Consider the following 25189-nt stretch of genomic DNA (forward strand, 5'->3'; position numbering starts at 1 on the left):
GAAGACCGCGTCGGCCTGGCCCGCCGGCGAGTCACCGGCGATGACCGTGTCAGTGGCAGTGGCGCAGGTCAGGCGTCGTCGCTGATGGTGCGGTTCGCGACGGCGAAGGCGGTGTTGGCGGCGGGGACGCCGCAGTAGACGGCGGTCTGGAGCAGAACCTCCTGGATCTCGTCCGGTGTCAGCCCGTTGCGCAGCGCTGCCCGTATGTGCAGGGCGAGTTCTTCCTGATGGCCGCCCGCGACGAGGGCGGTGAGGGTGATGCAGCTGCGGCTGCGGTGGTCCAGCCCGGGGCGGGTCCAGATGTCGCCCCAGGCGTAGTGGGTGATGAAGTCCTGGAAGGGGGCGGTGAATGCGGTGGTGCGTGCGGTGGCCCGGTCGACGTGGTCGTCGCCCAGGACCGCGCGTCGCACGGTCGTGCCTGCCGCGCGGCGGAGCTCGTCGGGATGAGATGCGGCCGCGAAGTGAGCCTGGAGCGCGGTGAGTACGGCGTGCGGTTGCTCGACGAGGGCGAGGTGCGACGCGGCGGCCAGCTCCAGCAGGGTGGAGCCGGTGATGCCGTCGGCCAGCTCGCGGGCGTGGGCGGGCGGAGTGGCCGGGTCGTCGCGCCCCGCGATCACCAGGGTCGGTGCGGTGATCCGGGGCAGCTCGGAGCGCAGGTCGTAGCCGGCGAGTGCGTCGCAACACGCCGCGTAGCCGGCCGGGTCGGTGTCGCGGAGGCCGGCGACCAGCGAGGCGGCGGCGGCCGAGTGGGCGAACCCTGGGGTGAACCAGCGCTCGGGCGCCTTCTCGGCGAGGACTTCGGTGCCGCTCGCGCGCACGAGGGCGGCTCGCTGCTGCCAGTCGGTGGGTTCGCCGAAGCGGGCCGAGGAGCAGACCAGTCCCAGGGCGGCGACCCGTTCGGGGTGGTGGACGGCGAGGTGGGTGCCGACCGCTCCGCCGAGCGAGACACCGGCGTAGGCGAATCGTTCCACGCCGAGGTGGTCGGCGAGGGCGAGCACCAGGCCGGCCAGAGCGGAGACGGTGGCACCGTGGTGGAGGAGTTCGGCGGGAGAGTTCCCGTGGCCCGGCAGGTCCCAGCGGATCACCCGGAAGTGCCGTGCCAGGGCGCCTAGTTGTGCGTCCCAGACGGCGAGCGAGGTGCCGAGGGAGGGCCCGAGGATCAACACCGGGCTGCCCGGGTCACCGTCGAGGCGGTGGTGCAGGAGATGCTTCATGCGTGGTTCCTGTGTTCGGAGCCGGTCTTGCGTGCCAGGGCGCGGTCGACCAGGGCGGCCGCTGCCCCCAGGTAGGTCGCGGGTTCGGTCAGCGGGCGAAGGTGATCGAGGTGCTCTGCCAGAGCGGGTTCCTCCTCCAGGACGGCGGCCAGGCTTTGCCTCTGTGCGGCGGCCCGGTGGGCGGCACGGGTGAGGAGTTCCCTGGCCGGTTGGTGGCCGAGCAGGGCGCCGAGTTCAACGGCGAGGCGCTCGCTGACGATCAGCCCTCCGGTGAGATGGAGATTGTCGAGCATCCGGTCGCCGAAGACCCTGAGGCCGTCGACGAGTGCGGCGGCATCACGGGATGCCCCTCCGGCCAGCCGGAGCAGTTCGCGCAGCGCCTGCCACTCGGCGTGCCAGGCACCGGCGGGCCGTTCGTCCTCAGCGGTCAGCGAGGCAGACAACGCGGAGGCGAGGGCGGGTACTTGGCGTGCGGCGGCGGTGATCAGCGTGGCCCGTACGGGGTTGGCCTTGTGCGGCATGGCGGAGGAATCCCCTCCGCTGCCCTCGGCCAGTTCGCCGATCTCCGTACGGGAGAGCACCAGGACGTCGGCCGCGAGCTTCCCGACCGCACCGGAGACGAGGCCGAGCGCGCCGCTGAGGTCGACGACCGGGGTGCGCAGGGTGTGCCAGGGCAGGACGGGCTCGGCGAGGCCGAGTTCCCGGGCGTAGGCGGCCAGCAGTGCGGGCCCGCTGCCGGGTGTCCCGGCCAGTGTTTCCGTTGCCGCCAACGTGCCTGCCGCTCCGCCGAGTTGGGCGGGAAATGTCAGGGAGGTGAGCCGGTCCAAGGCGTCCAGGACGAGGTGGCGCCAGCCGGCTGCCTTGAGTCCGAAGGTGGTCGGGACGGCGTGCTGGGTGAGGGTGCGTCCCGGCATGGGGGTGGTCCGGTGCTCGTCGGCGAGCCGCCCGAGGGTGTCGGCCGTTCGCCGCAGATCCGCTGCCATCAGCGGTAGCGTGCGGGCCGCCACCAGCATGGTGGCGGTGTCCATGATGTCCTGGCTCGTCGCGCCACGGTGCACGTAGGGGGCGGCATCGGCGGGAAGGGCGGCGGTCAGGTCCGCGACCAGCGGGATGACCGGGTTGCCGCCCTTGCGGGCCCGTACGGCGATGCCCCGTACGTCGAACCGGTCGGCCTGCGCGGCGGCCGTCACGGCGTCCGCGGCCGCCGCGGGTGCGTCACCGAGCGTGGCCTGGGCCCGGGTCAGGGCGGCCTCGGCGTCCAGCATGGCTTGCAGGAAGGCGCGGTCGCCGGTGGCCGCTTCGACGTCCGAGGCGACCCGGACCGGAGAGAGCAGGCCGACGTCCGCGACGGCGTCCGGGTACCCGTCGGCCGGCCAGGTGGGCGCGTCAGTGGAAGTCAAGGAAGACCGTCTCCTCAGGGCCCTGCAGCCGGATGTCGAAGCGGTGGGTACGCGGGTCCTCCCGGTCGGCGAGGAGCGTCGCACGCCGGTCGGGGGTGAGGGCGGTGAGCAGCGGGTCGGTGGCGGCCGGGTCGAGATAGGCGCGGGTGTAGAGGTGGTGGAGCAGGCCGCGGGCGAACACGCAGACGGTCAGGTACGGCACGTCGCCGGGCGGGAGCGTACGGATCGCCCAGTGTCCGTCGGCGGCGGTGGCGACGCGGCCGAAGCCGGTGAAGGTGACCCCGTCGCGGCCGGCGAAGCCACCGGTGACCGGATCGCGGCGCATCGAGCCGGGCTGGCCGGCCCGCCCGTGCCCCGGCTGCCAGAACTCCAGCAGCGCATCGGGGATCGGCGTGCCCGCGCCGTCGTACACATAGCCGTGCACGGTGAGCGCGTCGGGGTGGGAGGCCGGGGCCATCTCACCGCCGCCGGGGAAGGGCAGGGCATAGCCGTAGAACGGTCCTACGGTCTGGGAGGGGGTGGGGAGCATCAGCGGCCCTCCTCGGTCCAGGTGGCGGTGGGGCCGTCGAGGACGATGTCCCAGTGGTAGCCGAGCGACCACTCGGGAACGGAGAGGTCGTGGTCGTAGGCGGCGACCAGGCGGGCGCGTGCGGCGGGGTCGGTGACGGACTGCAGGATCGGGTCGTAGGGGAAGAGCGGGTCGCCGGGGAAGTACATCTGGGTGACCAGCCGTTGGGTGAAGGCGGTGCCGAAGAGTGAGAAGTGGATGTGGGCCGGCCGCCAGGCGTTGTGGTGGTTGCGCCAGGGGTAGGCGCCGGGCTTGATGGTGGTGAAGGCGTGCCGCCCCTGGTCGTCGGTGAGGCAGCGTCCGACGCCGGTGAAGTGGGGGTCGAGTGGGGCCGCGTGCTGGTCACGCTGGTGGGCGTACCGACCGGCTGCGTTGGCCTGCCAGATCTCGACGAGCTGTCCCCGTACGGGCCGTCCGGCGCGGTCGAGGACGCGGCCGGTGACGGTGATCCGCTCGCCGAGCGGTTCGCCGGTGTGCCGGCGGGTCAGGTCGGCGTCCAGCTCGGTGACGTCGGTGACGCCGAAGGCGGGGCCGCACAGCTCCGCCGCTTCCGGGTCCCGGACAGCGACGAGCGGCCGGCCGGGGTGGCGCAGCCGACTGCTGCGGTAGGGGGCGTAGCCGCGGGCCGGATGGTGGGCTGCCTCGCCGGTGGCGGCGTGGGCCATGGCCTGCTGGTCGATCTCCTGCGAGATGTCGTGCTGGGTGAGGGGCATCGGAGCTACCTTTCGAGAACGATCGCGAGGCCCTGTCCGACGCCGATGCACAGGGCGGCGAGGGCGGTGCCGGAGCCCGCCACGGCGAGTTGGTGGGCGGCGGCGCCGGTGATCCGGGCGCCGGATGCGCCGAGGGGGTGCCCGAGGGCGAGCGCACCGCCGCGCGGGTTGACCACCTCCGGGTCGAGGCCCGGCCAGGCGCGCAGGCAGGCCAGGGCCTGGGCGGCGAAGGCCTCGTTCAGCTCGAAGGCGGTGAGGGTGTCCATGTCCCGGCCCGCCTTCGCGAGGGCTCGTCGGACGGCCTCGACGGGGCCGGTGCCGAAGTACTGCGGTTCGACCGCGCTGACGGCGCAGGCGCTGATCCGGGCGAGCGGTTCGCGTGCGGTGGCCTTGAGCCCGGCGGCGTCGGTGAGCAGCAGCGCGGCCGCCCCGTCGCTGAGCGGTGAGGAGTTGCCGGCCGTGACGGAACCCGCCTGCCGGAAGGCGGTCGGGAGCGCGCCGAGCGCTTGGAGGGACGCGGCTTCACGGATGGATTCGTCGCGGGCCAGGTCCACCCCCTCGACCGGGACGACCTCCCTGTCGAACAGGCCGTCCTGCCAGGCCCCGGCGGCCTTGCGGTGGCTGGACAGGGCGAAGGTGTCCTGGTCATCGCGGGTGACGCCATGGCGGTCGGCGACCAGTTCCGCCCCCTCCCCCAGCGCGACCGTCCATCTGTCCGGCATCCTCGGGTTGACCATCCGCCAGCCCAGGGTGGTGGAGGAGAGCTGCTGAGGGCCGGCGGGGAAGGCACGTTCGGGCTTGGGCAGCACCCAGGGGGCGCGGCTCATCGACTCCACGCCGCCGGCGACCGCGACCGAGGCGTCCCCCACGGCGATCGCTCGGTAGGCCTGGATCACGGCCTCCATCCCGGAGCCGCAGAGCCGGTTGACCGTCACGCCGGGTACGGAGACGGGCAGTTGGGCCAGCAGCGCCGCCATCCGGGCCACATTGCGGTTCTCCTCGCCCGCGCCGTTGGCGTTGCCGAGGAACACGTCGTCGATCCGGGCCGGGTCGAGCTTCGGCGTACGGGCGAGCAGCGCACGCAGCACACCGGCGCCGAGGTCGTCGGGGCGGACGGTGGAGAGTGCTCCGCCGTATTTGCCGACGGGTGTGCGCACGGCGTCGACGACATAGACGTCGTTGAGGCGCTCGGTCATGGAAGCTCCTGTGGCTGTACGGGCTCGTCGGGGCGCGTGAGCCCGCGATCTGTCGGTGGTTCAGCTGCTCAGCGGCCGGTGGGCAGGGCCACTCGGACGGGCGCGGCCGTCTTCGCCAGCACCTCATCGGGACTGACGCCGGGGGCGGTTTCGATCAGGGCGAGGCCCTCCGGTGTGATGTCGAGAACGCCGAGGTCGGTGATGACCCGGTGGACGCAGGCCTTGCCGGTGAGCGGCAGGCTGCACTCGGCCACGAGCTTCGGCGAGCCGTCCCGGCTGGTGTGCTCCATGACGACGATGACCCTGCGGACCCCGTGGACGAGGTCCATCGCGCCGCCCATCCCCTTGACCAGCCTGCCGGGAATCATCCAGTTGGCCAGGTCTCCTCGGGCGGAGACCTGCATGGCGCCGAGGATCGCCGTGTCGATGTGGCCCCCGCGGATCATGGCGAAGGAGAGCGCGGAGTCGAAGCACGACGCCCCGGGCACGACCGTCACGGTCTCCTTGCCGGCGTTGATGAGGTCGGGGTCGACCTCGTCCTCGTACGGGTACCGGCCCACGCCCAGCAGCCCGTTCTCCGACTGGAGCACCACGTCCACGTCGTCGGGCAGGAAACCCGGCACCAGCGTGGGCAGTCCGATTCCGAGGTTGACGTAGGAGCCGTCGGTGAGTTCGGCGGCCGCGCGGGCAGCCATGTCGGTGCGCGTCCAGGCCATCAGGCTCGCGCCTCCTCTCGTGCTGCGGGGACGGAGACCGTCCGCTTCTCGACGTGTTTGTCGGCCGCCTGAGCGGGGGATAGCGGGAGGACCCGCTGCACGAATACGCCGGGCAGATGGATCTCGTCGGGCCCCAGGACGCCGGGCTCGACCAGCTCTTCCACCTCGGCGACGGTGACCCGGCCGGCCATCGCGGCCAGCGGGTTGAAGTTGCGCGCGGCCTTGTTGAAGACGAGGTTGCCGTGCCGGTCGCCCCTCGCCGCGCGGACCAGGGCGAAGTCGGTGGTGAGGCCGCGCTCCAGGACATGGCTGCGCCCGTCGAACTCGCGGACCTCCTTCGCCGGGGAGGCGACCGCCACTCCGCCGCCCGGGTCATGGCGCCAGGGAAGGCCGCCGTCGGCGACCGGAGTGCCGACGCCCGCGGGAACGAAGAACGCCGGAATGCCCGCGCCGCCCGCGCGCAGCCGCTCGGCGAGGGTGCCCTGCGGCGTCAGCTCGACCTCCAGCTCGCCGCTCAGGTACTGCCGGGCGAACTCCCGGTTCTCACCGATGTACGAGCCGGTGACCCGGGCGATCCGCCCGGCGGCCAGCAGGATGCCGAGCCCGCTGCCGTCGACTCCGCAGTTGTTCGACACCACGCTCAGACGGCCCGATCCGCGCTCGTGCAGCGCCTGGATCAGCACGTTCGGCACGCCGCTGAGACCGAATCCGCCCACGGCCAGCGATGACCCGTCGGCGATGTCGGCAACGGCCTCGGCAGCGGTCTGCCGGACTTTGTCCATGGAGAACCCTCAGCTTGTTCGCACAGTGAATCTTCGTTCATAATTCGAAGCGCCGAGAGTGTGCGCCCGGTTGCGGTGTTTGTCAACGCCGGCCGCGCCCGCCCGCCAGTACGGTTGCCCGAAGCCCGCTACGGAGAGCAGAGCACCATGCCGACCACCGACCTTCCCGCCCCCGCCGAAGCCGTGGGACCGCTGATCCGCGGCATCGGCGTGCTGCGTGAACTCACCGAGGCGGACGGCCGCCAGAGCCTCGGCGGTCTCTCCCGCGGCACCGGGCTCGCCCGCTCCACGGTGGACCGCATCGCCGCCACCCTGACTCGCATGGGATACGTCCGGCAGATAGGCCGCGACGTCGCGCTTACTCCCCGCCTGATGGAACTGGGCAACGCCTACCTCGGCGCCACCGGGCTGCCCGACCTGCTCGGTCCGCACGCGGACCGGCTCGCCGACACCCTCGACGAGTCGGTGTCCCTCGCCGTGCCGGACCGGGACGGCATCCGGTTCATCCACCAGGCCACCCGCCGCCGCGCCCTGTCCCTCACCTTCCGCATCGGCGACCTGCTGCCCGCCGAACGGACCGCCCACGGGCAGGTGTTCGCCGCGGACTGGACCGAGGAGGAATGGGCGCAGTGGCGCGAGCGGTGGGAGGCGGACCCCCAGAACCTGCGCTTCCCGGCCATCCCGCCGTTGCGCCGGCCCGCCGACTTCCTCGCCGAGGCCTCCACCGCCGCCCGTAAGCGGGGCTGGGCGGTGGACGACCAGTTGATCGAGCCGGGCCTGATCGCGCTCGTCGTGCCGGTCCGCGACTCCCAGGGGCGGCAGCTCTGCGGGGTCAGCGTGGTCAGCCACACCAGCCGGCACAGCGCCCGGTCGCTGCGTGAGGCTGTACTGCCCACCCTGCGCGAGACGGTGGCCGCCATGGAGCACGACCTGCGCCACGCTCCACCGGCCGAGCCGGCCCGGCGGCCCGCGGACACCGCCGGTTCGGCGGCGTGGACGGAGGCGTCGAAGCAGGAACTCGGCAGGGAGTTCGTGGAGGCGCTCGCGCGGGGGCTGACCGTACTGACCGCGTTCGGCCCCGGGCGCGCCGAGTTGTCGCTCACCGCCGTCGCCGAGGCCACGGGCCTGGTGCGGGCCACCGCCCGGCGGGCCCTGATCACGCTGGAGCACCTGGGTTATGTCACCGCACACGGACGGGAGTTCAGCCTCACCCCCCGCGTGCTCGACCTCGGCTTCGCGCCGCTGGCGGACCAGCCGCTGTCACGGATCGCGGAGCCCCACCTGGCCGACCTGGCCGTCGCAGCGCAGGACTCCGCCTCTCTTGCCGTGCTCACGGGCGACGACATCCAGTACACCGCCCGCATCGCCGTCCGCCGCGTCATGAGCGTCAACATCACCGTCGGCACCCGGTTCCCGGCCTTCGTCACCTCGCTGGGACGCGTCCTGCTCGCCGGCCTTCCGCCCGCCGAACGCGCCGCCGGGCTGCAACGGGCCGACCGCCGCCCCCTGACCAGCCACACCGTCACCGACCCGGCGCGGCTGGCCCAGCTGCTCGAAGCGGTCGCGCGGGACGGATACGCCCTCGTCGACGAGGAGGTGGAGGAGGGGCTGCGCTCGATCGCCGTCCCGGTCCGCGACCACACCGGACGGGTGGTCGCCGCCGTCAACGTCGCCACGCACGCCGGCCACCGCAGCGTCGCGCAGTGCCGGGAGGAGCTGCTCCCCGCCCTGCGCACCGCCGCCGCCCGGATCGAGAAGGACCTGCACACGTCCGGACGGTTCGTGCGGATCGCCACCGCCTCCTGACCCCGCCCCGCGCAGCCGCCGGCAGCGGACAAGGCTCAGTCCCGGCCGGCTGGTCAGGCCCGCGCCCCCGCGACCGCCACAGTGCCCTTCCGGGCGACCAGCGGGATCAGCGCGATGGCCATGGCACCGAGCAGGCCGGCCATGGCGAAGGTGGTGAAGCCCCACCCCTGGCGGCCGCTCGCCGCGAGGACACCCCCCAGCCAGGGGCCGACGACCGCGCCGGTACGGCCGACACCGGTGACCCAGCCGAGCCCTGCGGCCCGCTCACTCTCGCGATAGACGGTGTTGGCGGTGGCGTACACCATGACCTGCGCGCTGAACAGCCACACGCCCGTGACCGCCACCACCATGTACGTCAGCCCGAGCGACAGGTGCGACTTGAGCAGCAGCGCGCCGACGGCGGTCAGCACGAACCAGATCGCCGAAACCCGCACCGGCCCGAAACGGTCGGCCACCCGGCCCGCGAGCAGCAGGCCGACGATCCCGCCCGCGTTGATCACCAGCAGGAAGCTGATGGAGGAGGTGAGACCGTAGCCGGAGGCCCGCATCAGCTGCGGCAGCCAGGTGCTCACCCCGTACACCAGCAGCAGCCCGCAGAAGCTGGCCAGCCACAGCAGCGGCGTCGCCCACCGCGCCTCGTGCGCGAACAGCGCCCGCACCACCGACAGCCGCCCCTTCGCGCCCGCCGCCGGAGCCGCGCCCGCCGTCGGCCGGGGCAGTCCGTACCGCGCGGCGACGGCGAGCGCCCGGTCAGGCGCACCCCGCGCGATCAGCACACCGGGCGACTCGGGCAGCAGCTTCCACAGCAGGGGTACGGCAACAACGGCCGGCAGCACACCCGCCCAGAACGCCGCGCGCCAGCCCGCCGCCGGAGCGACCGTCAGACCGAGCACCGTCGCGGCCATGCCGCCGGCGTGGTACGAGGTCATCAACAGCCCCGTGGCCAGGGCCGCCCGGCCGCGGGGCGCGAACTCCATCACCATGGCGAGCCCCAGCGGCATCAGTCCCCCCAGACCGAGACCTCCGATGAACCGCCCGGTACCGAGCATCACCGGCCCGCTCGCCATCGCGCAGACCGCCGAGCCGAGCGAGAACACCGTCACACTGCCGGCCAGCAGCGGCCTGCGCCCCAGCCAGTCGGTCAGATTGCCTGCTCCCAGCGCGCCGATGAGCATGCCGAAGGTGGTCCAACTGCCGATGGTTCCGGCACCGGCCGAAGTCAGCCCGAACCCGGGCTCATCGAGTATGTGCGGCATGACGGCGCCGTAGATATTGACGTCCATGCCGTCGAAGAACACGGCCAGCCAGCACAGGGCCAGCACGGGGAAAACCGTGCGGAAGGAGCGGGGAGGTGCGCCGGAGGAAGTCATATCTGTCCCGGGGAGCGAAGGAGGAAGGGAAGGCGGGAGGCGTTCGCCTGGTGAACTGATATTCACCGCGCGAGTCGCATGAGTGTCCGGCCGAGGCGTACGGGTGTCAATGGGCGGGCACCATCCACCGCGCCACCAGCCGCTGGCCTTGCCCGCCATGGAATGTCGCACGGCACGGAGTTCCCCCTGACCCATAGGGGGATCTGCATAAGACAGTGGCTGTCGCATGCCGCAGACTCAAAGGAAAGTTTCTGTCACGCGTCCTTGCGAGGCCGGTATGCATGAGGTGCCACTGTGGCTGTGGCTGGCGTTCGCCGCCACCGTGGTGGTGTCGCTTGCGGTCGACCTGCTGGCCCACCGGCAGGCCCACGTCATCGGCTTCAAGGAGGCCGCCGTCTGGAGTGCGGTGTGGGTGGGCCTGGCAATCGCCTTCGGCGCCCTGGTCTTCCTGGTCGTCGGCACCGACGCCGGCGTCGAATACACCACCGCCTGGCTGCTGGAGAAGAGCCTGTCCGTCGACAACCTCTTCGTCTTCGCGCTGATCTTCGGATACTTCCGAGTGCCGCGCGCCTATCAACACCGGGTGCTCTTCCTCGGGGTGCTGGGGGCACTGGTCTTCCGCGGAGTCTTCCTCGCCGCCGGCGTCGCCGTGGTCAGCCGCTTCACCGCCGTGCTCTTCGTCTTCGCCGCGATCCTCTTCTACAGCACGTACAAGATCCTGCGCGAGGAGGAGGACAGCTTCGACCCGGGCAAGAGCTTCGCCGTACGCCTGCTCCGCAAGATCATGCCGGTCCGGGACGAGTACGCCGGACCGCACTTCTTCGTCAAAGAGGCCGGCAGACGCGTGGCCACTCCCCTGCTCGCCGTCGTGGCCGCGATCGAGGCGGCAGACCTGGTCTTCGCCGTCGACAGCGTCCCGGCGGTCCTCGCCGTCAGCAATGACGCCTTCATCGTCTACACCAGCAACGCCTTCGCCATCCTCGGCCTGCGCGCCCTGTACTTCATGCTCGCCGGACTGCTGGACCGCTTCCACTACCTGAGCAAGGGCCTGGCCTTCATCCTCACCTTCATCGGCATCAAGCTGGTCCTGCAGGCGTCCCACAAGACCATCAGCCCGGCCATCCCCGAGATCCCCTCCCTGGTCAGCCTCGCAGTCATCGTGGTCGTCCTGGCCACCTCCGTCGCGCTGAGCATCTGGAAGCCGCCACACACGGAGAAGCCCTCTGCCCAGCCCCCGCCCGCAGCCTGACGACCACACCGCCGATACAGCGGGCCGACACGAAGCACAGCCAGGCCCACCACAGGCAGCGAACCAAAGCCCATCCCAAGCATTGGTCAAATTGAGGTAAAATTGCCCGTATGTCCAGAGATGGGGCCTCCGCAGACCGTCTGGGCGATCATGTCTGCCCAGCGTGCAAAATGCCCGTGTCCGATGTGATCCAACGCCGCAAGTCGCTAGGCGTCGTCTATCCCGCTTGGATAGCAGGCCCCTGCCACAACCCCGAGTGCCCCGACTACGTGCCGAAACAAGTACCCATCACCTCCGCACGCGCCAGGTCCGGGTCCGGGACCTGGCGAACCTCCACCGCCCTTAGCCGGCATCTGAAACGTGCTCGACGATGACGAGCGTGCCCTTGCTGCCAGGGCGCACGGCATGCTCCACTCCCGCCTCGACGATGTACATCTCACCCGCGCCCACCTCGACCTCAATGCCGTCGGCCACCAGGCACAGCATCCCGTCCACGACCAGCAATGCCTCCGCCGTGTCATGGGATTCCGATTCCAGGGGGCGTCCATCCATCCGCAGCACCTTCACCCCGGCGTGCCCGACCCGCCCAAGCAGGAGGGATCTCCAGGCGTCGGGCAGTTCCGTGGCCGTGCTCGGTATGTCGACGACGCTCATGACATGCCTCCTGTGCCGAGCTTGACGCCTTCGCTTGCTGGCGGGCCGTGGGCCGCGAGCCGCGACGGACCGACGCAGACGCATTCGTGCCGCGGCGGGTCAGGATCGCCGCGGCACGAGAGGTCAGCGGCGCCTGAGGTAGTAATGGGTGAGGCGTGAACGGGCGTCCTTTGCGGTTAAGCCGAGTGCTGTTCCGATCGCGTCCCATGACTCCGCATCCGCCTCAGCGGCGCAGGCTGCCTCACGGCCGGCGCGGCCGGTGGTGCGTTCCAGTGCCGCTACGGCTTTCAGTGCGGCCAGCGGCGCCTGGTCGGCCAGAGTGTTCAGCTGCTCCTCCAACTTGTCGAGCAGGTCGGCCAGTTCAAGGGGAAGCGGCACCGAGCGGGACTCGACCTCGTCGAGGTGCGCCGTCCAGTCCTCGTACGGCCCCGGGGGTTCGATGTCGTAGGAGCGGAATTCGCTCATCTGCTCCCAGTCGATCGGGTAATGGCGCGCACCGCGCCAACCGCATGAGCACGCACCCCGCATGAGGTCCGCCCGCTGCCTGCCCGGCCTTCCGTCGTAGGCCCACCACTGGCTGGTCTGGTACACGTTGCTGCCGCTGCCGGCGTCCAGATACACCGGCCTGGGCTCGCTGCCATCAGCGAGAACCGCCCCCGCCATGCCTTCATGGGAAGACCCGAACTCCTCGCTCTGCCACTCCATGACATCTCCTTCGCAAACCATGGCGGCATATGCCAAACAGAGGATGCCCGAGCCGTGGAGCCAACAACCCGCACGTCCCCAAATGGGACACGCTCGTGTGGACTTCCGCCATTGTCGAGCGGGGCGGATGTGGCTCCGCCAGGCCGCTGGGGCCCGCGGCTGGACCTGCGGGAAGCGGGCGAGGGCGCGATGGGGGCAGGTAAGCGGGACGCGTGGCGCTACGGTCGCGGAAGCCTGTATGATCATGACGTAACTCCGCAGCAGCACACGGAGTCACGCGTCTGTGGTCCAAGGAAAGACGCCCACCAGCCGGTGGGAAATGCAGGTGCAAGGCCTGCCGGGCGCTCCAGCAGCAAGGGTCCCTGTCTCGGGTGAGACAGGGACCCTTCGGCGTTCAGGGCAGACCCTCCTCGCGAGTGGGGGCGGGTCCATACAGCCGCGGTGCTCCTGCCCTCAACAAAGCCGCAAAAGACCAGGAGGAGCCACTCAGCAGCCCGCAGCCACCCCTAGAGAACGTGGGGCCGGGCGAGAAGGTCCTTCTGGGGGAACGGCCGGTGGAGTACGAGGAGGGCCTGATCGTCCTGGGGGGCGCCGCCGCTGTGGCGGCTGACGTCGCGGGCCAGGAGGTCGAGGACGGTCGAAGGGTCCGGGAGGTGGCCCGTCTGGCGCCGGTAGGACTGCACCATGTGCGGGACCCGGTCCGCGGGGTTGTAGAAGACCCCGCCAGGGTCGCGCGCCTCGGTGACGCCGTCGGTGAAGCACAGCAGCATCGCCCCGGGCAGGAAGGGGTACGTCTCGACCGGTGACGTCCACTCCCCCAGGCCGGAGATGCCCAGCGGCGGCGCCTCCTGCTTCGGCTCCAGCACGCGGGCCCGGCCGTCCGCATGCAGCAGCACAGGGGCGGGGTGGCCTCGGTTGACGATGTGCACCTGGCTCAGATCGTCGGCGAACTGCACGATCAGGGCAGTGGTGAACCCCTCCGTCGCGTCCAGGCCTTCCCGGCGCTGACTTTCCCGCAGCAGTGCCTCTTCCATGCAGCCCACCAGGGCCGGAAGGTCATGCTCATGATCGGCGGCGTAGCGGAAGACACCGATGTCGACGCTGACCGCTGTCACGGCGGACAGCCCCTTCCCCCGCACATCGCCGACCATGGCGCGTACCCCGAAGGGAGTCTCCTGGATCACGTAGAGATCGCCGCCGATCAGCGCCATGTCTTCGGCCGGCACGTATCGCGCGGCGATCCGCAGGTCACCCAGCCGGCTCGGGGGGCTGGGCAGCACGGCACGCTGGGCCACCTCCGCGGCGTAGCGTGCCCGGCTCGCGCTCGCGTGTTGCATGCGCAGGGAACGGTTCAGGCCCACCGCCAGCACGGTGACGGACGCCAGCGTGATCTGCACGGCCGCGTCGCCCTGCCAGCTGTAGGACCCGCCGGCGAACGCCAAGCCCGCCTGCACCGCCATCGCCGCAAGGCCGATTCCGATGACCCCCACCTGGCTGAGCAGCGAAACCGCCGTCACTGGCGCCACGGCCAGCAGGGGCGCGGACGACACCGAGGTAGGCGTCAGCAGATCCACCAACGCCGCTAGAGCGATCACCAGGGCCGGAACCCCACGGCGCACCCGTGACCACACCGGCATCACCCTCATCAGACCATGATGCCTCCCGGCGCGCCACGACGACGGATCTGGTCGCGACGACACCTCCGCCGCAGCCAAACAGCCGACAGCGTGGTGGGGGCTCGCACCGGTGGTTGTCCCAGGTCGGGGCGCCGTCCTGGCGCAGTGGGCAGGGCGACGACCTCCGGAAACGAGCTAGCGAGCACAACCACCGGCCTCGATTCCGGTCGCTTCACCGGCTCCCTCGGCCGCAAGGTCGTCGTCGACGACATCGCCATCCACGTCAGCGACGGCATCACCGACCAGCCCCGCCAGCACTCGCCCCATAGTCCGCTCGAACAGCACCTGCGGCCCCTCCGGAGAAGCCGACCCCGCCTGGTCCGCCATAGCGGCCGCGACGTGTGGATGATGGCCTTGGGCGGCCGTCCGGCCCAGGTAGGCGGCCTGTGCCGTGTGGCGGTCGGTGGCTGCGTGGCTGCCCTGGATTTCCGTCCGGGCGAACTGTGCGACCAGGGCATTCATCATGGCGACGATTTCCAGCTTGGCCCGGCCCGGCAGACGGGTGGGGGCCATCGCCCGTAGCGCGTACTCCAGGTAGTCCACGCCTCGCGGGCCCAGCCGCAGAGGCTCCGGCGGGACGTCGGGGAGCCAGGGGTGCCGCAGATGGACGGCCTTCGTACGCGCCGCGAGGGCGAGCAAGTCCTGAACGGGGTCGCCGTGGAGCGGGAGGTCGAGGTCGATCTCCCCCGTCACCGCGTCCGTCATCAGGTCGAGGAGGTCCTCACGACTGGAGACGTAGCGGTAGAGGGATGCCTGGCCGGTGCCCAGGCTCTTGGCCACCTGGCGCATGGACACCGCCGACAGGCCGCCCCGGTCCGCCAGCTCGACGGCGACGGCGGCCAGCTCCGCGTGACTGTGCACACCTACGGGGCCGCGGGCACCGCGTTCGGCCCGCGACCAGACCGTCACTGGTTCCTGAGCCACTCGTCCACCTGCCTCCTCCGCCTCCTTGACGTATGCCCTACTCTAAACTGCGAACAGTGGTCGCAGTTTAGGGAGGCTCTTGTGGACGCAACCTCGGAGCATCTGTGGAGCCCCGTGCGCTGGGCGGGAAACGGTGCTGTACGGCTGGCCTTCGACTCGCTGGCCGAAGGGGCCGGCGGCGAGCCGCTTCTGCTGGCCACGGGGCTGGGCGTCAACCGGTTCTGGGTGCCGGACGGGCTGTGCCGGATGCTGGCGGCGCAGGGCTTCGCCGTGGCCCGGTACGACCAGCGCGACAGCGGGGAGTCGACCCACCTGCCGCCCACGCCCACCAGCAATCCCCTCTCGTCCCTCTTCGGCAAGCGCGAAGAGGCCTACACGGCCGAGGACATGGCTGATGACGCCGTCGCCGTCATGGACGCCCTCGGCTGGCGGTCGGCACATCTGCTGGGCGTCTCCCTCGGTGGCGCCGTCGCACAACGCGTGGCACTACGGCACCCCGGACGCGTCCGGTCCCTCACCTCCATGGCTGCCGTCCCCGGCGACACGTCGGGGCTGCGGACCATGCGGTACATACGGATGAGGACCCTGGCGAAGTTCGCCCGGCTACGGTTTCCCGACGGGGCCGTCGAGGCCGGGATCGCCGTCTCCCGCCTTCTCGCCTCGCCCCGCCGCCCCTTCGACGAGCCGGCCGCGCGCGACGCCGCCGTGCGCAATGCCGACCGCGGCGTACACGACCAGCAGGCGCAGAGCCGCCAGATCGGCGCCCAATGGCACGGCCCGCCGATCAGCGCCATCACCCGGCCCACGCTCGTCCTCCACGGGGCGGACGACCCCCTCATCAAGCCGGGCGCGGGAAAGGCGATCGCCTCACGAATCCCCGATGCGCGCCTGGTCCTCCTGCCGCGGGTCGGCCATGAATTCCCCGAGTGCGCATGGCACCGCGTCGCCACCGAGATCCGCGGCCTGGCCGACAGCTCCCGCCATCTGCCGCTGCCGCCGGACAACTGAGTGCCTCAGGCCGCCTCCCCGCGGCCGTGCGAACAGAAGTGGGGCTTCCAGCACGCCGATGGATGAAATTGCGTTGTCGGTCTGACGTGACTCCGTCAGGCTCTCGACCATGGAACAGCCCGCTGAAATCCTCCGCTCCGATCAGGTCGAACTGCGCCGCTGGCGTGTGCAGGACACCGAAACCCTGCACCGGCTGATCACCGAGTCACGTGATCACTTGCTCCCCTGGATGCCCTTCGCCGCCGACCATGACCGGAAGCAGGGCGCGGCGTTTCTGGCCCTGTGTGCGGAGCAGTGGGCCTCGGAGCAGGGGTACTACTACGCCATCACCACAGGCGGTGTGGCGGTGGGCAGTTGCAGTCTGATGCGGCGCATCGGTCAGGGCGGGCTGGACATCGGCTACTGGCTCCACCCCGCGTGGGCCGGGAAGGGGCTGGCCACCATGGCTGCGGCCGCCCTGGTGCGGGTGGGGCGCCGAATGCCTGGTGTCGATCGCATCGAGATCCATCACGACGAGGCCAACGCCGCCAGCGGAGCCGTCGCCCGGCGCCTGGGGTTCACCGAAGTGGAGCGCGTACGGGTGCCGGGCGGTCCAGTGGCGCCGGGTGAGACGGGCATCGACGTGATCTGGCGTCTGGAGGTCAGTTGCTCGCCAGGCTGCTGATGGAGACGGAATACGCCGCCTGTACGACCCCCATGGCTGGGGTCACGCGGCGGGCTGCGCGGGCGAGGCGCGTTCCTCCCTCAAGGCACTGGCGGGCGGTCCGCGCAGTGTCAGCCGACCGGCACGACGTTGGTGGCGTCCACCGCGGGGCGCAGGGCGCGGGCGAGTCTGACGGCGTCGCCGACGGCCCAGAAGTGGACGAAGAACAGGCGGGGTTCGTCGGTCAGGCCATGGTTGTGCAGTTCGACGAGTTCGGCTCCGGCACACCGCAGGGCCGCCAGGACTTCTTGGACCTCGCCGGCGATCATGGCGCAGTCGCCGCTGATCGCGGCTCGTCCGTCGCCCAGCGGCTGGAAGTTGAACGCGCTGGTCGATCCCAGGCCCGCGGGCAGTACGAGGTGACCGTCGGCGATGGTCTCGCGGCGGACGAAGACGGACTTGTAGATGCCGTCGTCGACGGAGCCCTTGGCGCCCATCACGGCATCGATGCCGGCGGTGTCCAGGTCGACGGGTTTCCGCCGGGAGGGCGGCAGCGGGGGCGGGGTGCCGGTGCGGTTGAACGCGGCACGCAGGCCACGGGCCAGGGACACCGGGTGGTGACCGTGCGCATGGACGTGAATCCACCAGATGTCGGGAGTCTGGGAGAGCAGGTGCTTGTGGATCGCGGTCAGCCCGATCTCGTGCTGGTGCAGCACGTCGATGAAGGGCTGCATCTCCTGCTCGGTGACCACCACGTCACCCATCAACAGCGTGCTCTTGTCGGCGTATCGGACGAAGGAGACATGCGAGCCGAGAGCGAGCGCCGGTTTGACGAGGACGCGGTGCGAGCGCACCCGCAGGTCACGGCGGGGGAACGCGGTGTGATACATCAGCTGCCGCTTCATATCACCCTTCCGCCCGAGCACGTTGGCCACCTCCTCCCAGTCCGACAGGGCAGTGGTTACCGGCTTGACCAGCTGTCGGCTCCTCGTCCCGCGCGTGCCGGTGGACAGCGCACGCGCAGGGGTTGCGGCGCCGGCGAACATCGGGGTCAGGGCAGCCGCGGCCAGTACCCGCCGCCGCGGCGCACCCATGTGCGGATGGCTGTCGTGCTGTGTGTCTGCGGCCCTCACGTAAGCACCTCCATGCCGAGATGGAACACGACGAACGGGCCGCAACGCGGTCTCCGCCACCCCCGTGGGGGCCAGGTGGGCTAAGCAATCAGCCCGGCCCGTCAGAAAGGTGAGCATGTTGAAGATCGTGGTGGATGACCTCTCCGGCCCTGAGATCGCCGGATTCCTCCAGGAGCACGTTGAGCAGATGCGGTCCCGCACGCCGTTGGAGAGCAAACACGTCCTGTCCGGTTGGTGTCACCTGAGTTGACGGCACAGAGTCGCACATCAATTAAGGGTAGGCTTACCTAATATTTTGGCAGCCACCCGTAGATGGAGACCGATGAGCGTCAGCTTGGATTCCGTCAGCACTAGGACCGGGGCGGGGCGCCTCGTGGTCGTTCTTGGCGGACTCACCGCGGTATCGCCGTTCGCCACCGACATGTACGCACCCGCCTTCCCGCAGCTGGTCACGTCGCTCAGCACCACGGGAGCCGCCGTCCAACTCTCCCTGACGGCCTGCCTCGTCGGACTCGCCGTCGGACAGGTCGTGCTCGGTCCGGTCAGCGACGCGTCGGGGCGACGGCGATTACTTCTGGCCGGTACCGGCATGTTCACCATGTGGTCCTTGGTCTGCGCCCTCGCCCCGTCCATCGCCGTTTTCGATGTCGCCCGGCTGTTTCAGGGGATCGCCGGCAGCGCGGGGCTCGTCATAGGACGGGCGGTGGTCAGCGACCTGTTCACCGGCACGCTGGCGGCCCGCCGGCTCGCCACACTGAGTGTGATAGCGATGACCGCGCCGGTGCTGGCGCCGGTCCTCGGGGGCCTCGTCCTCGGTGTCGGGTCGTGGCGTCTGGTGTTTGTGGCGCTGGCCATGGCCGGGCTGGTGTTGCTGACCGCGGTCCGGGCGTGGGTTCCCGAATCGCTCCCCGCCGAACGGCGACGTACCGGCGGTCTGCGGGCCGTACTCGCAGCGGTGGGCGGATTGCTTCGGCGTCGCGAACTGGTCGGCTACGTCCTCGTCATGGGGTGTGGACTGGCCGCCCTGTTCGCCTACATCTCCGGCTCACCGTTCGTCTTCCAGAACATCTACGGCTTGTCCCCCACGGGCTACAGCCTCGTCTTCGCCACGAACGCCGTCGGCACCGTAGGAGCCGGGGTCCTCTTCGGGCGGCTGGCGGGGCGCGTGCGTCTCAACTCCCTGCTCGTCATCGGTGTGAGCATCACCGTCGCCGCCACGATCACACTGATGACCCTGCTCGCCGTCGGCATCAGCACGCTCTCCACCACGTGGGCCTGCCTGTTCGGCCTGACCTTCGGGTTCGGGCTGATACTGCCCTCCGCCACCACCCTCGTCCTCGCGGTCGGCAGCGATGCCCCTGGAGCCGCTTCCGGCATGCTCGGGGGCGCACAGTTCGCGCTCGGGGCCGCGGCCGCGCCGCTACCCGGTGTCCTGGGGAGCATCACCGCCATGTCGACGGCCGTCGTGGTGCTGGGCTTCGTTCTGCTCTCCGCGATTGCACTGATCACGCTCGCCCGGCCGTGGCAGGGCCGCGGCGAGCCCGCCGAGCACTCCTGAGACGTGCGGCAGGAGCCATGCACGCCGCGGAGGCCCCGGGCAGCGCTTACGGCGGGTGCTCGCAGGAAGCCACCATTCCCCGTAACGACAACCGGCCCCCGCCCAGGACATCACCCGAACGGGGACCGGCTCCACGAGGCGGACCTCAGGCCGCGAACTTCATGAGACGGGCCTCATAGCGCCCAACCCATCGCATCGCTGGTCTGATGGCGCCGGCCTGCAACGCCCGGCCTCAGTGGGATTCCTTGAGCACCATGGCCGACCCACCACCGCGCCGCTTGGGTTCGGCCACTGCCGAGAGCTTGCCGTCCGGCAGGAACTCCAGGGCGGCCACCGCTCCGATCTCCGGTGAGGGCGTGAAGGCCTTCGGGGCGAGGACGAACTTATGGCCCATGGCTTCCAGTTTCTTCCGCTCGGGAGACTTGAGGAAGGCCGGTTCGGCTTCGGTGGCGGTCTGGTTGCGCTGGGAGAGACGCGGTGCGGCGACCGAGGCCGGGAGCGACATGCCGAGGTCGACGCGGTTGACCAGGGTCTGCAGCACGGTCGTGATGATCGTGGCGCCGCCCGGTGAACCCACCGCGAGCATCGGCTTGCCGTCCCGCAGGACGATCGTCGGCGACATGCTGCTGCGCGGGCGCTTGCCGGGGCCCGGCAGGTTCGGGTCCGGCGTCCCCTTGGTGAGGGGGGCGAAGTCGAAGTCGGTCAGCTCGTTGTTGAGCAGGAACCCGCGTCCGGGCACGGTGATGGCCGAGCCGCCGGTCTGCTCGATCGTCAGGGTGTAGGAGACGACATTGCCCCAGCGGTCCGCGGCCACCAGATGTGTGGTCGAGGGCCCTTCGTGCGGCTGCTTGCCACCGGTCTTGTGCTCGCAGCCCGATCCCGGGTGGCGTGGGTCGGCGGGAGCGAGTGGGCTGGTCAGGGCCTTGTCCGAGCGGATCAGACAGGCCCGGTCCTTCGCGAACTCCTTGGCGAGCAGCGGCTTGGTGGGCACGTCCGAGAACGCCGGGTCGCCCACCCAGCGGTTGCGGTCGGCGAACGAGATCCGGCTGGCCTCCAGGTAGTGGTGCAGGGCCTGGGTCTTGTCGGTCTTGGAGAGGCCGACGTCCTCCAGGATGTTCAGTGCCTCGCCCACGGTGGTGCCGCCGGACGAGGACGGTGCCATGGAGTAGACGTCCAGCCCGTGATGGGTGGTCCGGGTCGGGTTCCGGTGTACGGCCTTGTAGTCGGCGAGGTCCTTCGCCTTCATGAGACCGGGGAGCGCCTTGTGCGAGGAGCTGGGAGCCATCGGCGGCTTCTTGACGGTCCGCACCACATCGCGCCCGACCGACCCGTGGTAGAGCGCGTCGACGCCTTCCCGGGCGAGCTGCCGGTAGGTCCGGGCGAGGTCGGGGTTGCGGAAGCGCGAGCCGACCACCGGGAGCTTGCCCTTGGGCAGGAACAGGTCGGTGGTGGACTTGAAGTCGCGGAAGCGCTTCTCGTTCATGGCGGTCTGCGCCCGGAACTCGTCGTTGACCACGAAGCCGTCGCGGGCCACCTGGGTGGCCGGGCGCAGCGCCTTCGCCAGTGAGATCGTGCCCCAGTTCTTGAGCGCCTTGTCCCAGGTCGCCGGCGTGCCGGGGATGCCGACCGACAGGCCGGAGTTGATCACGTCGTCGGTGGGGAGCGGCTTGCCGGTCGAGGGGTCGAGGAAGGAGTCCGGCCGCATGCGGCGCGGCGCGGTCTCCCGGCCGTCGATGGTGCGCACCTTCTTGGCCTTGGCGTCGTAGTAGACCATGTAGCCGCCGCCCCCGACTCCCGCGGAGTAGGGCTCGACCACGCCGAGTGCGGCGGCAGTTGCCACCGCCGCGTCCACGGCGTTGCCTCCCTTGCGCAGCACCTCGATTCCGGCCCGGGAGGCATACGGATTCACGCTGGACACCGCGCCGCCGCTGCCGGTGGCCACGGCCTTCTTCGCGGGCGGCCGGTCCGTGGCTTCGGCGGCGGACGCGGAGCCGTTGACATTGCAGGAGGTGGCCAGCAGGGAAAGACTGAGCGTAGCCGCAGACGCGGCAGCGACAGCGGCACGGCGGACAGCCATACGGCCTCCAGGTCTTCACTGTGTGGATGCGAGCGAATTCCGAAACACTGGCACCGCTCGACCGCCGGATCAACGCTGAGCTGCAAGGTTTGCGCGAGATCTGAGGTTTCCGCCCGGTAACCCCATGGGGGCCTGGAAGCACGGAGTCTGGATTTAGGGGTATTGCGGGCGCCGTGGGCGGGGCTCGGGGGCCGGCCGCCGGGTGTGGCCGTGCGCGCCGGTCCTTCTCAGGGTCAGGCGATCCAGTGTGGCGGGCGGGCGGTGGACGTCGGGGGGAGGCCGTCGGCGAGGGCGGTGGCCATGCGCTGGACGGCCTCGTGCAGGGTGTCCGGTGGCACGGTGTACGGGATGCGGAGGCGCTGCTCGAAGAGGCCCGGGTCGGGGGCGAAGTGGGCGCCGCCCTCGATACGTACTCCGTAGTCCCGTGCCCGGTCGGCCAGGGACGAAGCGATGGGTGCGCCGAGGTCGACCCACAACGAGAGGCCGCCGGGCGGCAGTTGCCAGGTCCACTGCGGGAGGTGCTCGACGAGTGCCGCGGTCAGGGCGGTGCGCTGCCGGCGCAGCTGTTCCAGGCGGGGTGGCAGCAGCTCTTCGGCCTGTGCCAGCAGGGCGAGGGCCAGCAGCTGGTCCAGGACCGAGCCGCCCATGTCGGTGGCGACCCGCTGGCCGGCGAGTTCGGTGACGAGCCGGGCGGGGGCGCGCAGCCAGCCGATGCGCAGACCGCCCCAGTGGGTCTTGCTCATCGAGCCGAGGGTGATGACCTGGCTGTTGCCGCCAGGTGTGCCGTAGGAGGCGAAGGGCGGCGGGGCGGGGACGTCGAGGGCGAGGTCGGCCAGGGTCTCGTCGATGACCAGCCAGGTGCCGGCGCGCTGTGTGGCGCGCAGCACGCGGGCTCGGTCGCGCTCGGGCATGAGTGAGCCGGTGGGATTGTGGAAGTCCGGTATCAGGTAGGCGAGTTGGGGCACCACCTGACGCACGGTCGATTCGACGATCTCGATGTCCCAGCCGGTGTCGGTCACCGGGACCGACACCGTGCGCAGCCGGCCGCGGCGCATGGCCTCCAGCGCGTTCGGATACGACGGGTTCTCGACCATCACCCGGTCGCCCGGGCGGCACAGCAGCCCCAGGACGAGGGTGAGGGCGTGCTGGGCACCGGAGGTCACCAGGATCTGTTCGGGCCGGGTGGCCAGCCCGCGCCGGGTGAAGCGCTCGGCGACGGCGGCGCGCAGTTCCGGCAGGCCGTAGGGGTGGTAGCCGGGGGTGTGTACGTGCTCGGCGAGCTGCGGGGCGATCCGGGTGAGCGCCTCGGTGAGCGTTTGTTCCGGCAGACCGGGGGCGGCCCTGGCCAGGTCGATCGCGGTGTCCTGGGCACCCAGGAGGCGGGTGATGCCGCTGGGGGCCTGCCCGTCCGGCAGCGCGGTCCACGTACCGGCGCCCTGGCGGCTGCGGGCGTAGCCGCTCTCGCGCAGCAGGTCGTACACAGCGGTGACGGTGGCCCGGCTGGTGTTGAGGGCCGCGGCCAGTTCCCGTTCGGCGGGGAGTCTGACGTGCAGCGCGATACGGCCGTCCAGGATGAGCGCGCTGATCGAACGGGCCAGGTGACGGTAGGCGGGCCGGGTTCCCGCGGGGGCGGGCAGCATCGCGGCAAGCTGCCGGCTCCCGAGGGTGCGGTCGGTGCGGTCCACCCTGTCCACGGGCCGGAAAGGATGCGGGTCCGCCATACCACTCCCCCTGGATTGGCCGTGTTGCCCAGGCCAATCACTGTACAGACTCACCGTATTGGTCACGCCCGAGCAGGCACCGAGAGCGCGGGCAGGGACATCCACGGAGGGGACCGGGCATGCAGCAGGACAGTGACGAGCGGCAGGAACGGGGAGTCGGGCCTGATCGTGGGGAGCATGTGGCCACGGCGGCGGGAGAACGGGGTACCGGGCAGGACGGCGGCGCCGAGTCCTCGCCGTGCCGGGGGTCGGCCGCCGCAGCGTCCCGTACACGCCCGTCGTCGCCGCCCCCACTGACCTGTATCCCCGTCGGCGAGCGGCCGTTGTGGCGTCTGCCCCAACTGTTCGTCGGCCTGGCGCTGTACGGGTTCAGTCTCTCGGTCCTGGTGAGGGCCGGACTGGGCGTCAACCCCTGGAGCGTCCTGTACGAGGGGCTGGAGCGCCACACCGCGCTGAGTTTCGGCACGATCAGCGCCGTACTGGGGGTGCTCGTACTGCTGTTGTGGATTCCGCTCCGGCAGCGGCCGACGCTCGGCACCGTCGCCAACATCGTCGTCCTGGCCTGCTCGTCCGACCTCGGTCTCCTTCTCCTCCCCCACCACTTCGGGCTCCCCGCCCGGATCGGGCTGCTCGTCGGTGGCGTCCTCCTCAACGGGCTGTCGGTCGCCGTCTACGTCGGCGCGCGCTTCGGCCCCGGTCCCCGGGACGGGCTGATGACCGGTGCGTCCGCCGTGACCGGGCGCTCCCTCCGGCAGGTCCGCACCGTGATCGAGGTCGCCGTGCTCGTGCTGGGCGGGCTGCTCGGCGGAAGTGTGGGACCGGGCACCGTGCTGTACGCGCTCGCGGTCGGTCCGGTCACCCAGTTCCTCCTGCCCTGGTGCGCCTGCCGGAGCGCTGCCGAACGCGGCGGCGACGGGGGCCGGGCAGCCGGACGCCGCGTCTGACCGGACTCGGACCACGGCCGGGAGAGGCCCCGCCAACAGCTTCGCTCCCCTCCGTGACCTGCAAGCCGGGGCCGCGTGCCGACCCGATGACGGGGGATGTGAGGATTACCGGCATGAGTAACGACGTGTACTTCGACATCACCATCAACGGCGACCCGGCCGGCCGGATCGTCTTCACGCTCTTCGACGACGTGGTCCCCAAGACCGCGCAGAACTTCCGCGAGCTCGCCACCGGCCAGCACGGCTTCGGCTACGAGGGCTCCGGCTTCCACCGTGTCATCCCCGACTTCATGCTCCAGGGTGGCGACTTCACCGCCGGCAACGGCACCGGCGGCAAGAGCATCTACGGCGAGAAGTTCGCGGACGAGAACTTCACCCTCAAGCACACCAAGCCGGGCCAGCTCTCCATGGCCAACGCCGGCCCGAACACCAACGGGTCGCAGTTCTTCATCACCACCATCGTCACCGACTGGCTCGACAACAAGCACGTCGTCTTCGGCGAGGTCGTCGAGGGCATGGAGCTCGTCAAGAAGATCGAGTCCCTCGGCTCGCGCAGCGGCGCCACCAAGGCCGACATCGTCATCGCGAAGTCCGGTGTGATCGGCGCCTGACCTGGTCAGACACCGAGGCATGTCCGGTTGGTCGGCGCGGGACCTCCCCCGGCCACCGGACAGCCCCTGACCCGTCAGCCGGCCTGCCAGCCGGACCAGCGGGTCACCTGGATCTCCACCACCGGGCCGTCCGGTGAACGGTCGGCGTACTGCCGTGGGTACTTGCGCGTCAGCAGGTCGACATAGCGCGCGGAGGCCGACGACCGCTCGGCCGGTGGCAGCACGGAGGCCGTGCCGTCTGCGCGCGCCCACCACAGGCGGTCCCAGTCCTCGTCATAGCCGTCGACGAGGAGACAGACCCGGGGGTGGGCGCGGATGTTGGCCAGCCGCTTGAGGCGTGCCGAGCGCTTCGGTTTGTGATCCACCGCGAAGACCACGGTGTCACCGGTCAGCGCGAAGACGGCGGGCACCAGGTGCGGGCGGCCGGCGTCGTCGATGGTCGCGAGGCGGGCGATCCGGGCCCGGGTGAAACGCTCCCGGGCCTGCCCTCCGGTCATCCTGGGCACTGCGGTGTCCGGCGG

At 70.9% G+C, this 25189-nt stretch carries 23 protein-coding genes and 1 pseudogene; 8 read left to right on the forward strand and 16 right to left on the reverse strand.

What is annotated here, in order from left to right; translation table 11 throughout:
• Window positions 1-68: 68 nt before the first annotated feature.
• From pcaD to ACGFN2_RS18545, 7 genes are all read right to left on the reverse strand, one after another.
• Window positions 69-1214, reverse strand: coding sequence for a 3-oxoadipate enol-lactonase (gene pcaD, locus ACGFN2_RS18515; protein WP_393361568.1), 1146 nt, complete (start codon window positions 1212-1214; stop codon window positions 69-71).
• Window positions 1211-2614 (reverse strand): 3-carboxy-cis,cis-muconate cycloisomerase, encoded by a 1404-nt coding sequence (gene pcaB, locus ACGFN2_RS18520; RefSeq protein ID WP_393361571.1) that lies wholly within the window; start codon window positions 2612-2614, stop codon window positions 1211-1213. The genes pcaD and pcaB overlap by 4 nt, the downstream gene beginning before the upstream one ends.
• A complete protein-coding gene (pcaG, locus tag ACGFN2_RS18525) occupies window positions 2601-3143 on the reverse strand; it encodes a protocatechuate 3,4-dioxygenase subunit alpha (RefSeq protein WP_393361574.1) in 543 nt (180 codons plus the stop codon). The genes pcaB and pcaG overlap by 14 nt, the downstream gene beginning before the upstream one ends.
• Entirely contained in the window at window positions 3143-3895 is a 753-nt protein-coding gene (gene pcaH, locus ACGFN2_RS18530) for a protocatechuate 3,4-dioxygenase subunit beta (RefSeq protein WP_393361577.1), read from the reverse strand. The genes pcaG and pcaH overlap by 1 nt, the downstream gene beginning before the upstream one ends.
• A gap of 5 nt (window positions 3896-3900) precedes the next feature.
• A complete protein-coding gene (locus tag ACGFN2_RS18535) occupies window positions 3901-5091 on the reverse strand; it encodes a thiolase family protein (RefSeq protein ID WP_393361579.1) in 1191 nt (396 codons plus the stop codon).
• A 68-nt stretch (window positions 5092-5159) separates the two neighbouring features.
• Window positions 5160-5807 (reverse strand): CoA transferase subunit B, encoded by a 648-nt coding sequence (locus ACGFN2_RS18540; protein WP_393361582.1) that lies wholly within the window; start codon window positions 5805-5807, stop codon window positions 5160-5162.
• On the reverse strand, window positions 5807-6589 hold the full coding sequence (locus tag ACGFN2_RS18545) for a CoA transferase subunit A (protein WP_393361585.1): 783 nt from the start codon (window positions 6587-6589) through the stop codon (window positions 5807-5809). The genes ACGFN2_RS18540 and ACGFN2_RS18545 overlap by 1 nt, the downstream gene beginning before the upstream one ends.
• A 147-nt stretch (window positions 6590-6736) precedes the next feature.
• On the opposite strand from ACGFN2_RS18545, the gene ACGFN2_RS18550 reads away from it, so the two are divergent.
• Window positions 6737-8395 carry an IclR family transcriptional regulator C-terminal domain-containing protein gene (locus ACGFN2_RS18550; protein ID WP_393361588.1) on the forward strand — a complete coding sequence of 553 codons (1659 nt, stop codon included), beginning with the start codon at window positions 6737-6739 and terminating at the stop codon, window positions 8393-8395.
• Window positions 8396-8448: 53 nt separating this feature from the next.
• Here ACGFN2_RS18550 and ACGFN2_RS18555 read toward each other — a convergent pair whose 3' ends face one another.
• Window positions 8449-9717, reverse strand: a complete 1269-nt coding sequence (locus tag ACGFN2_RS18555; RefSeq protein WP_393361591.1) for an MFS transporter — start codon at window positions 9715-9717, stop codon at window positions 8449-8451.
• A gap of 325 nt (window positions 9718-10042) precedes the next feature.
• Here ACGFN2_RS18555 and ACGFN2_RS18560 point away from each other — a divergent pair, with 325 nt between their 5' ends.
• Entirely contained in the window at window positions 10043-11014 is a 972-nt protein-coding gene (locus ACGFN2_RS18560) for a TerC family protein (protein ID WP_393361594.1), read from the forward strand.
• Between the two features lie 342 nt (window positions 11015-11356).
• On the opposite strand, the gene ACGFN2_RS18565 is transcribed toward ACGFN2_RS18560, so the two are convergent.
• The 4 genes from ACGFN2_RS18565 to ACGFN2_RS18580 all read right to left on the reverse strand — a co-directional run bounded on the left by ACGFN2_RS18565 (window position 11357) and on the right by ACGFN2_RS18580 (window position 14973).
• On the reverse strand, window positions 11357-11668 hold the full coding sequence (locus ACGFN2_RS18565; protein WP_393361597.1) for a cupin domain-containing protein: 312 nt from the start codon (window positions 11666-11668) through the stop codon (window positions 11357-11359).
• A gap of 123 nt (window positions 11669-11791) precedes the next feature.
• Complete coding sequence (locus ACGFN2_RS18570; RefSeq protein WP_362614406.1) at window positions 11792-12373, reverse strand: hypothetical protein; 582 nt, start codon at window positions 12371-12373, stop codon at window positions 11792-11794.
• 506 nt (window positions 12374-12879) lie between these two features.
• The gene (locus ACGFN2_RS18575; RefSeq protein WP_393361600.1) at window positions 12880-14019 is read right to left on the reverse strand and encodes a PP2C family protein-serine/threonine phosphatase; all 1140 of its coding nucleotides are present in this window, start codon (window positions 14017-14019) and stop codon (window positions 12880-12882) included.
• Window positions 14020-14184: 165 nt separating this feature from the next.
• On the reverse strand, window positions 14185-14973 hold the full coding sequence (locus ACGFN2_RS18580) for a TetR/AcrR family transcriptional regulator (protein ID WP_393361603.1): 789 nt from the start codon (window positions 14971-14973) through the stop codon (window positions 14185-14187).
• A gap of 81 nt (window positions 14974-15054) precedes the next feature.
• On the opposite strand from ACGFN2_RS18580, the gene ACGFN2_RS18585 reads away from it, so the two are divergent.
• A complete protein-coding gene (locus ACGFN2_RS18585) occupies window positions 15055-15981 on the forward strand; it encodes an alpha/beta fold hydrolase (protein WP_393361606.1) in 927 nt (308 codons plus the stop codon).
• 109 nt (window positions 15982-16090) lie between these two features.
• Entirely contained in the window at window positions 16091-16645 is a 555-nt protein-coding gene (locus tag ACGFN2_RS18590; protein ID WP_362614402.1) for a GNAT family N-acetyltransferase, read from the forward strand.
• A gap of 110 nt (window positions 16646-16755) precedes the next feature.
• Here ACGFN2_RS18590 and ACGFN2_RS18595 read toward each other — a convergent pair whose 3' ends face one another.
• Window positions 16756-17757: a DUF1259 domain-containing protein gene (locus tag ACGFN2_RS18595; protein WP_393361610.1), complete on the reverse strand. Its 1002-nt coding sequence runs from the start codon at window positions 17755-17757 to the stop codon at window positions 16756-16758.
• A gap of 118 nt (window positions 17758-17875) precedes the next feature.
• Here ACGFN2_RS18595 and ACGFN2_RS18600 point away from each other — a divergent pair.
• A pseudogene (locus ACGFN2_RS18600) lies at window positions 17876-17983 on the forward strand (GNAT family N-acetyltransferase); the annotation flags it as partial.
• A 96-nt stretch (window positions 17984-18079) separates the two neighbouring features.
• Window positions 18080-19315, forward strand: a complete 1236-nt coding sequence (locus ACGFN2_RS18605; RefSeq protein WP_393361613.1) for a multidrug effflux MFS transporter — start codon at window positions 18080-18082, stop codon at window positions 19313-19315.
• Between the two features lie 232 nt (window positions 19316-19547).
• On the opposite strand, the gene ggt is transcribed toward ACGFN2_RS18605, so the two are convergent.
• Together ggt and ACGFN2_RS18615 are read right to left on the reverse strand one after the other, a co-directional pair.
• Window positions 19548-21392 (reverse strand): gamma-glutamyltransferase, encoded by a 1845-nt coding sequence (gene ggt, locus ACGFN2_RS18610; RefSeq protein ID WP_393361616.1) that lies wholly within the window; start codon window positions 21390-21392, stop codon window positions 19548-19550.
• 233 nt (window positions 21393-21625) lie between these two features.
• Entirely contained in the window at window positions 21626-23086 is a 1461-nt protein-coding gene (locus tag ACGFN2_RS18615; protein WP_393361619.1) for a PLP-dependent aminotransferase family protein, read from the reverse strand.
• A 146-nt stretch (window positions 23087-23232) separates the two neighbouring features.
• Here ACGFN2_RS18615 and ACGFN2_RS18620 point away from each other — a divergent pair, with 146 nt between their 5' ends.
• Together ACGFN2_RS18620 and ACGFN2_RS18625 are read left to right on the forward strand one after the other, a co-directional pair.
• Window positions 23233-24057 (forward strand): YitT family protein, encoded by an 825-nt coding sequence (locus ACGFN2_RS18620; RefSeq protein WP_393361622.1) that lies wholly within the window; start codon window positions 23233-23235, stop codon window positions 24055-24057.
• Window positions 24058-24170: 113 nt separating this feature from the next.
• The gene (locus ACGFN2_RS18625) at window positions 24171-24668 is read left to right on the forward strand and encodes a peptidylprolyl isomerase (protein ID WP_362614196.1); all 498 of its coding nucleotides are present in this window, start codon (window positions 24171-24173) and stop codon (window positions 24666-24668) included.
• A 74-nt stretch (window positions 24669-24742) separates the two neighbouring features.
• Here the strand turns inward: ACGFN2_RS18625 and ACGFN2_RS18630 are convergent, their stop codons facing one another.
• The gene (locus tag ACGFN2_RS18630; RefSeq protein WP_393361625.1) at window positions 24743-25165 is read right to left on the reverse strand and encodes a TIGR03668 family PPOX class F420-dependent oxidoreductase; all 423 of its coding nucleotides are present in this window, start codon (window positions 25163-25165) and stop codon (window positions 24743-24745) included.
• Window positions 25166-25189 lie beyond the last annotated feature (24 nt).

This window comes from Streptomyces sp. NPDC048612, from assembly GCF_043199295.1.
Taxonomy (GTDB): Bacteria; Actinomycetota; Actinomycetes; order Streptomycetales; family Streptomycetaceae; genus Streptomyces.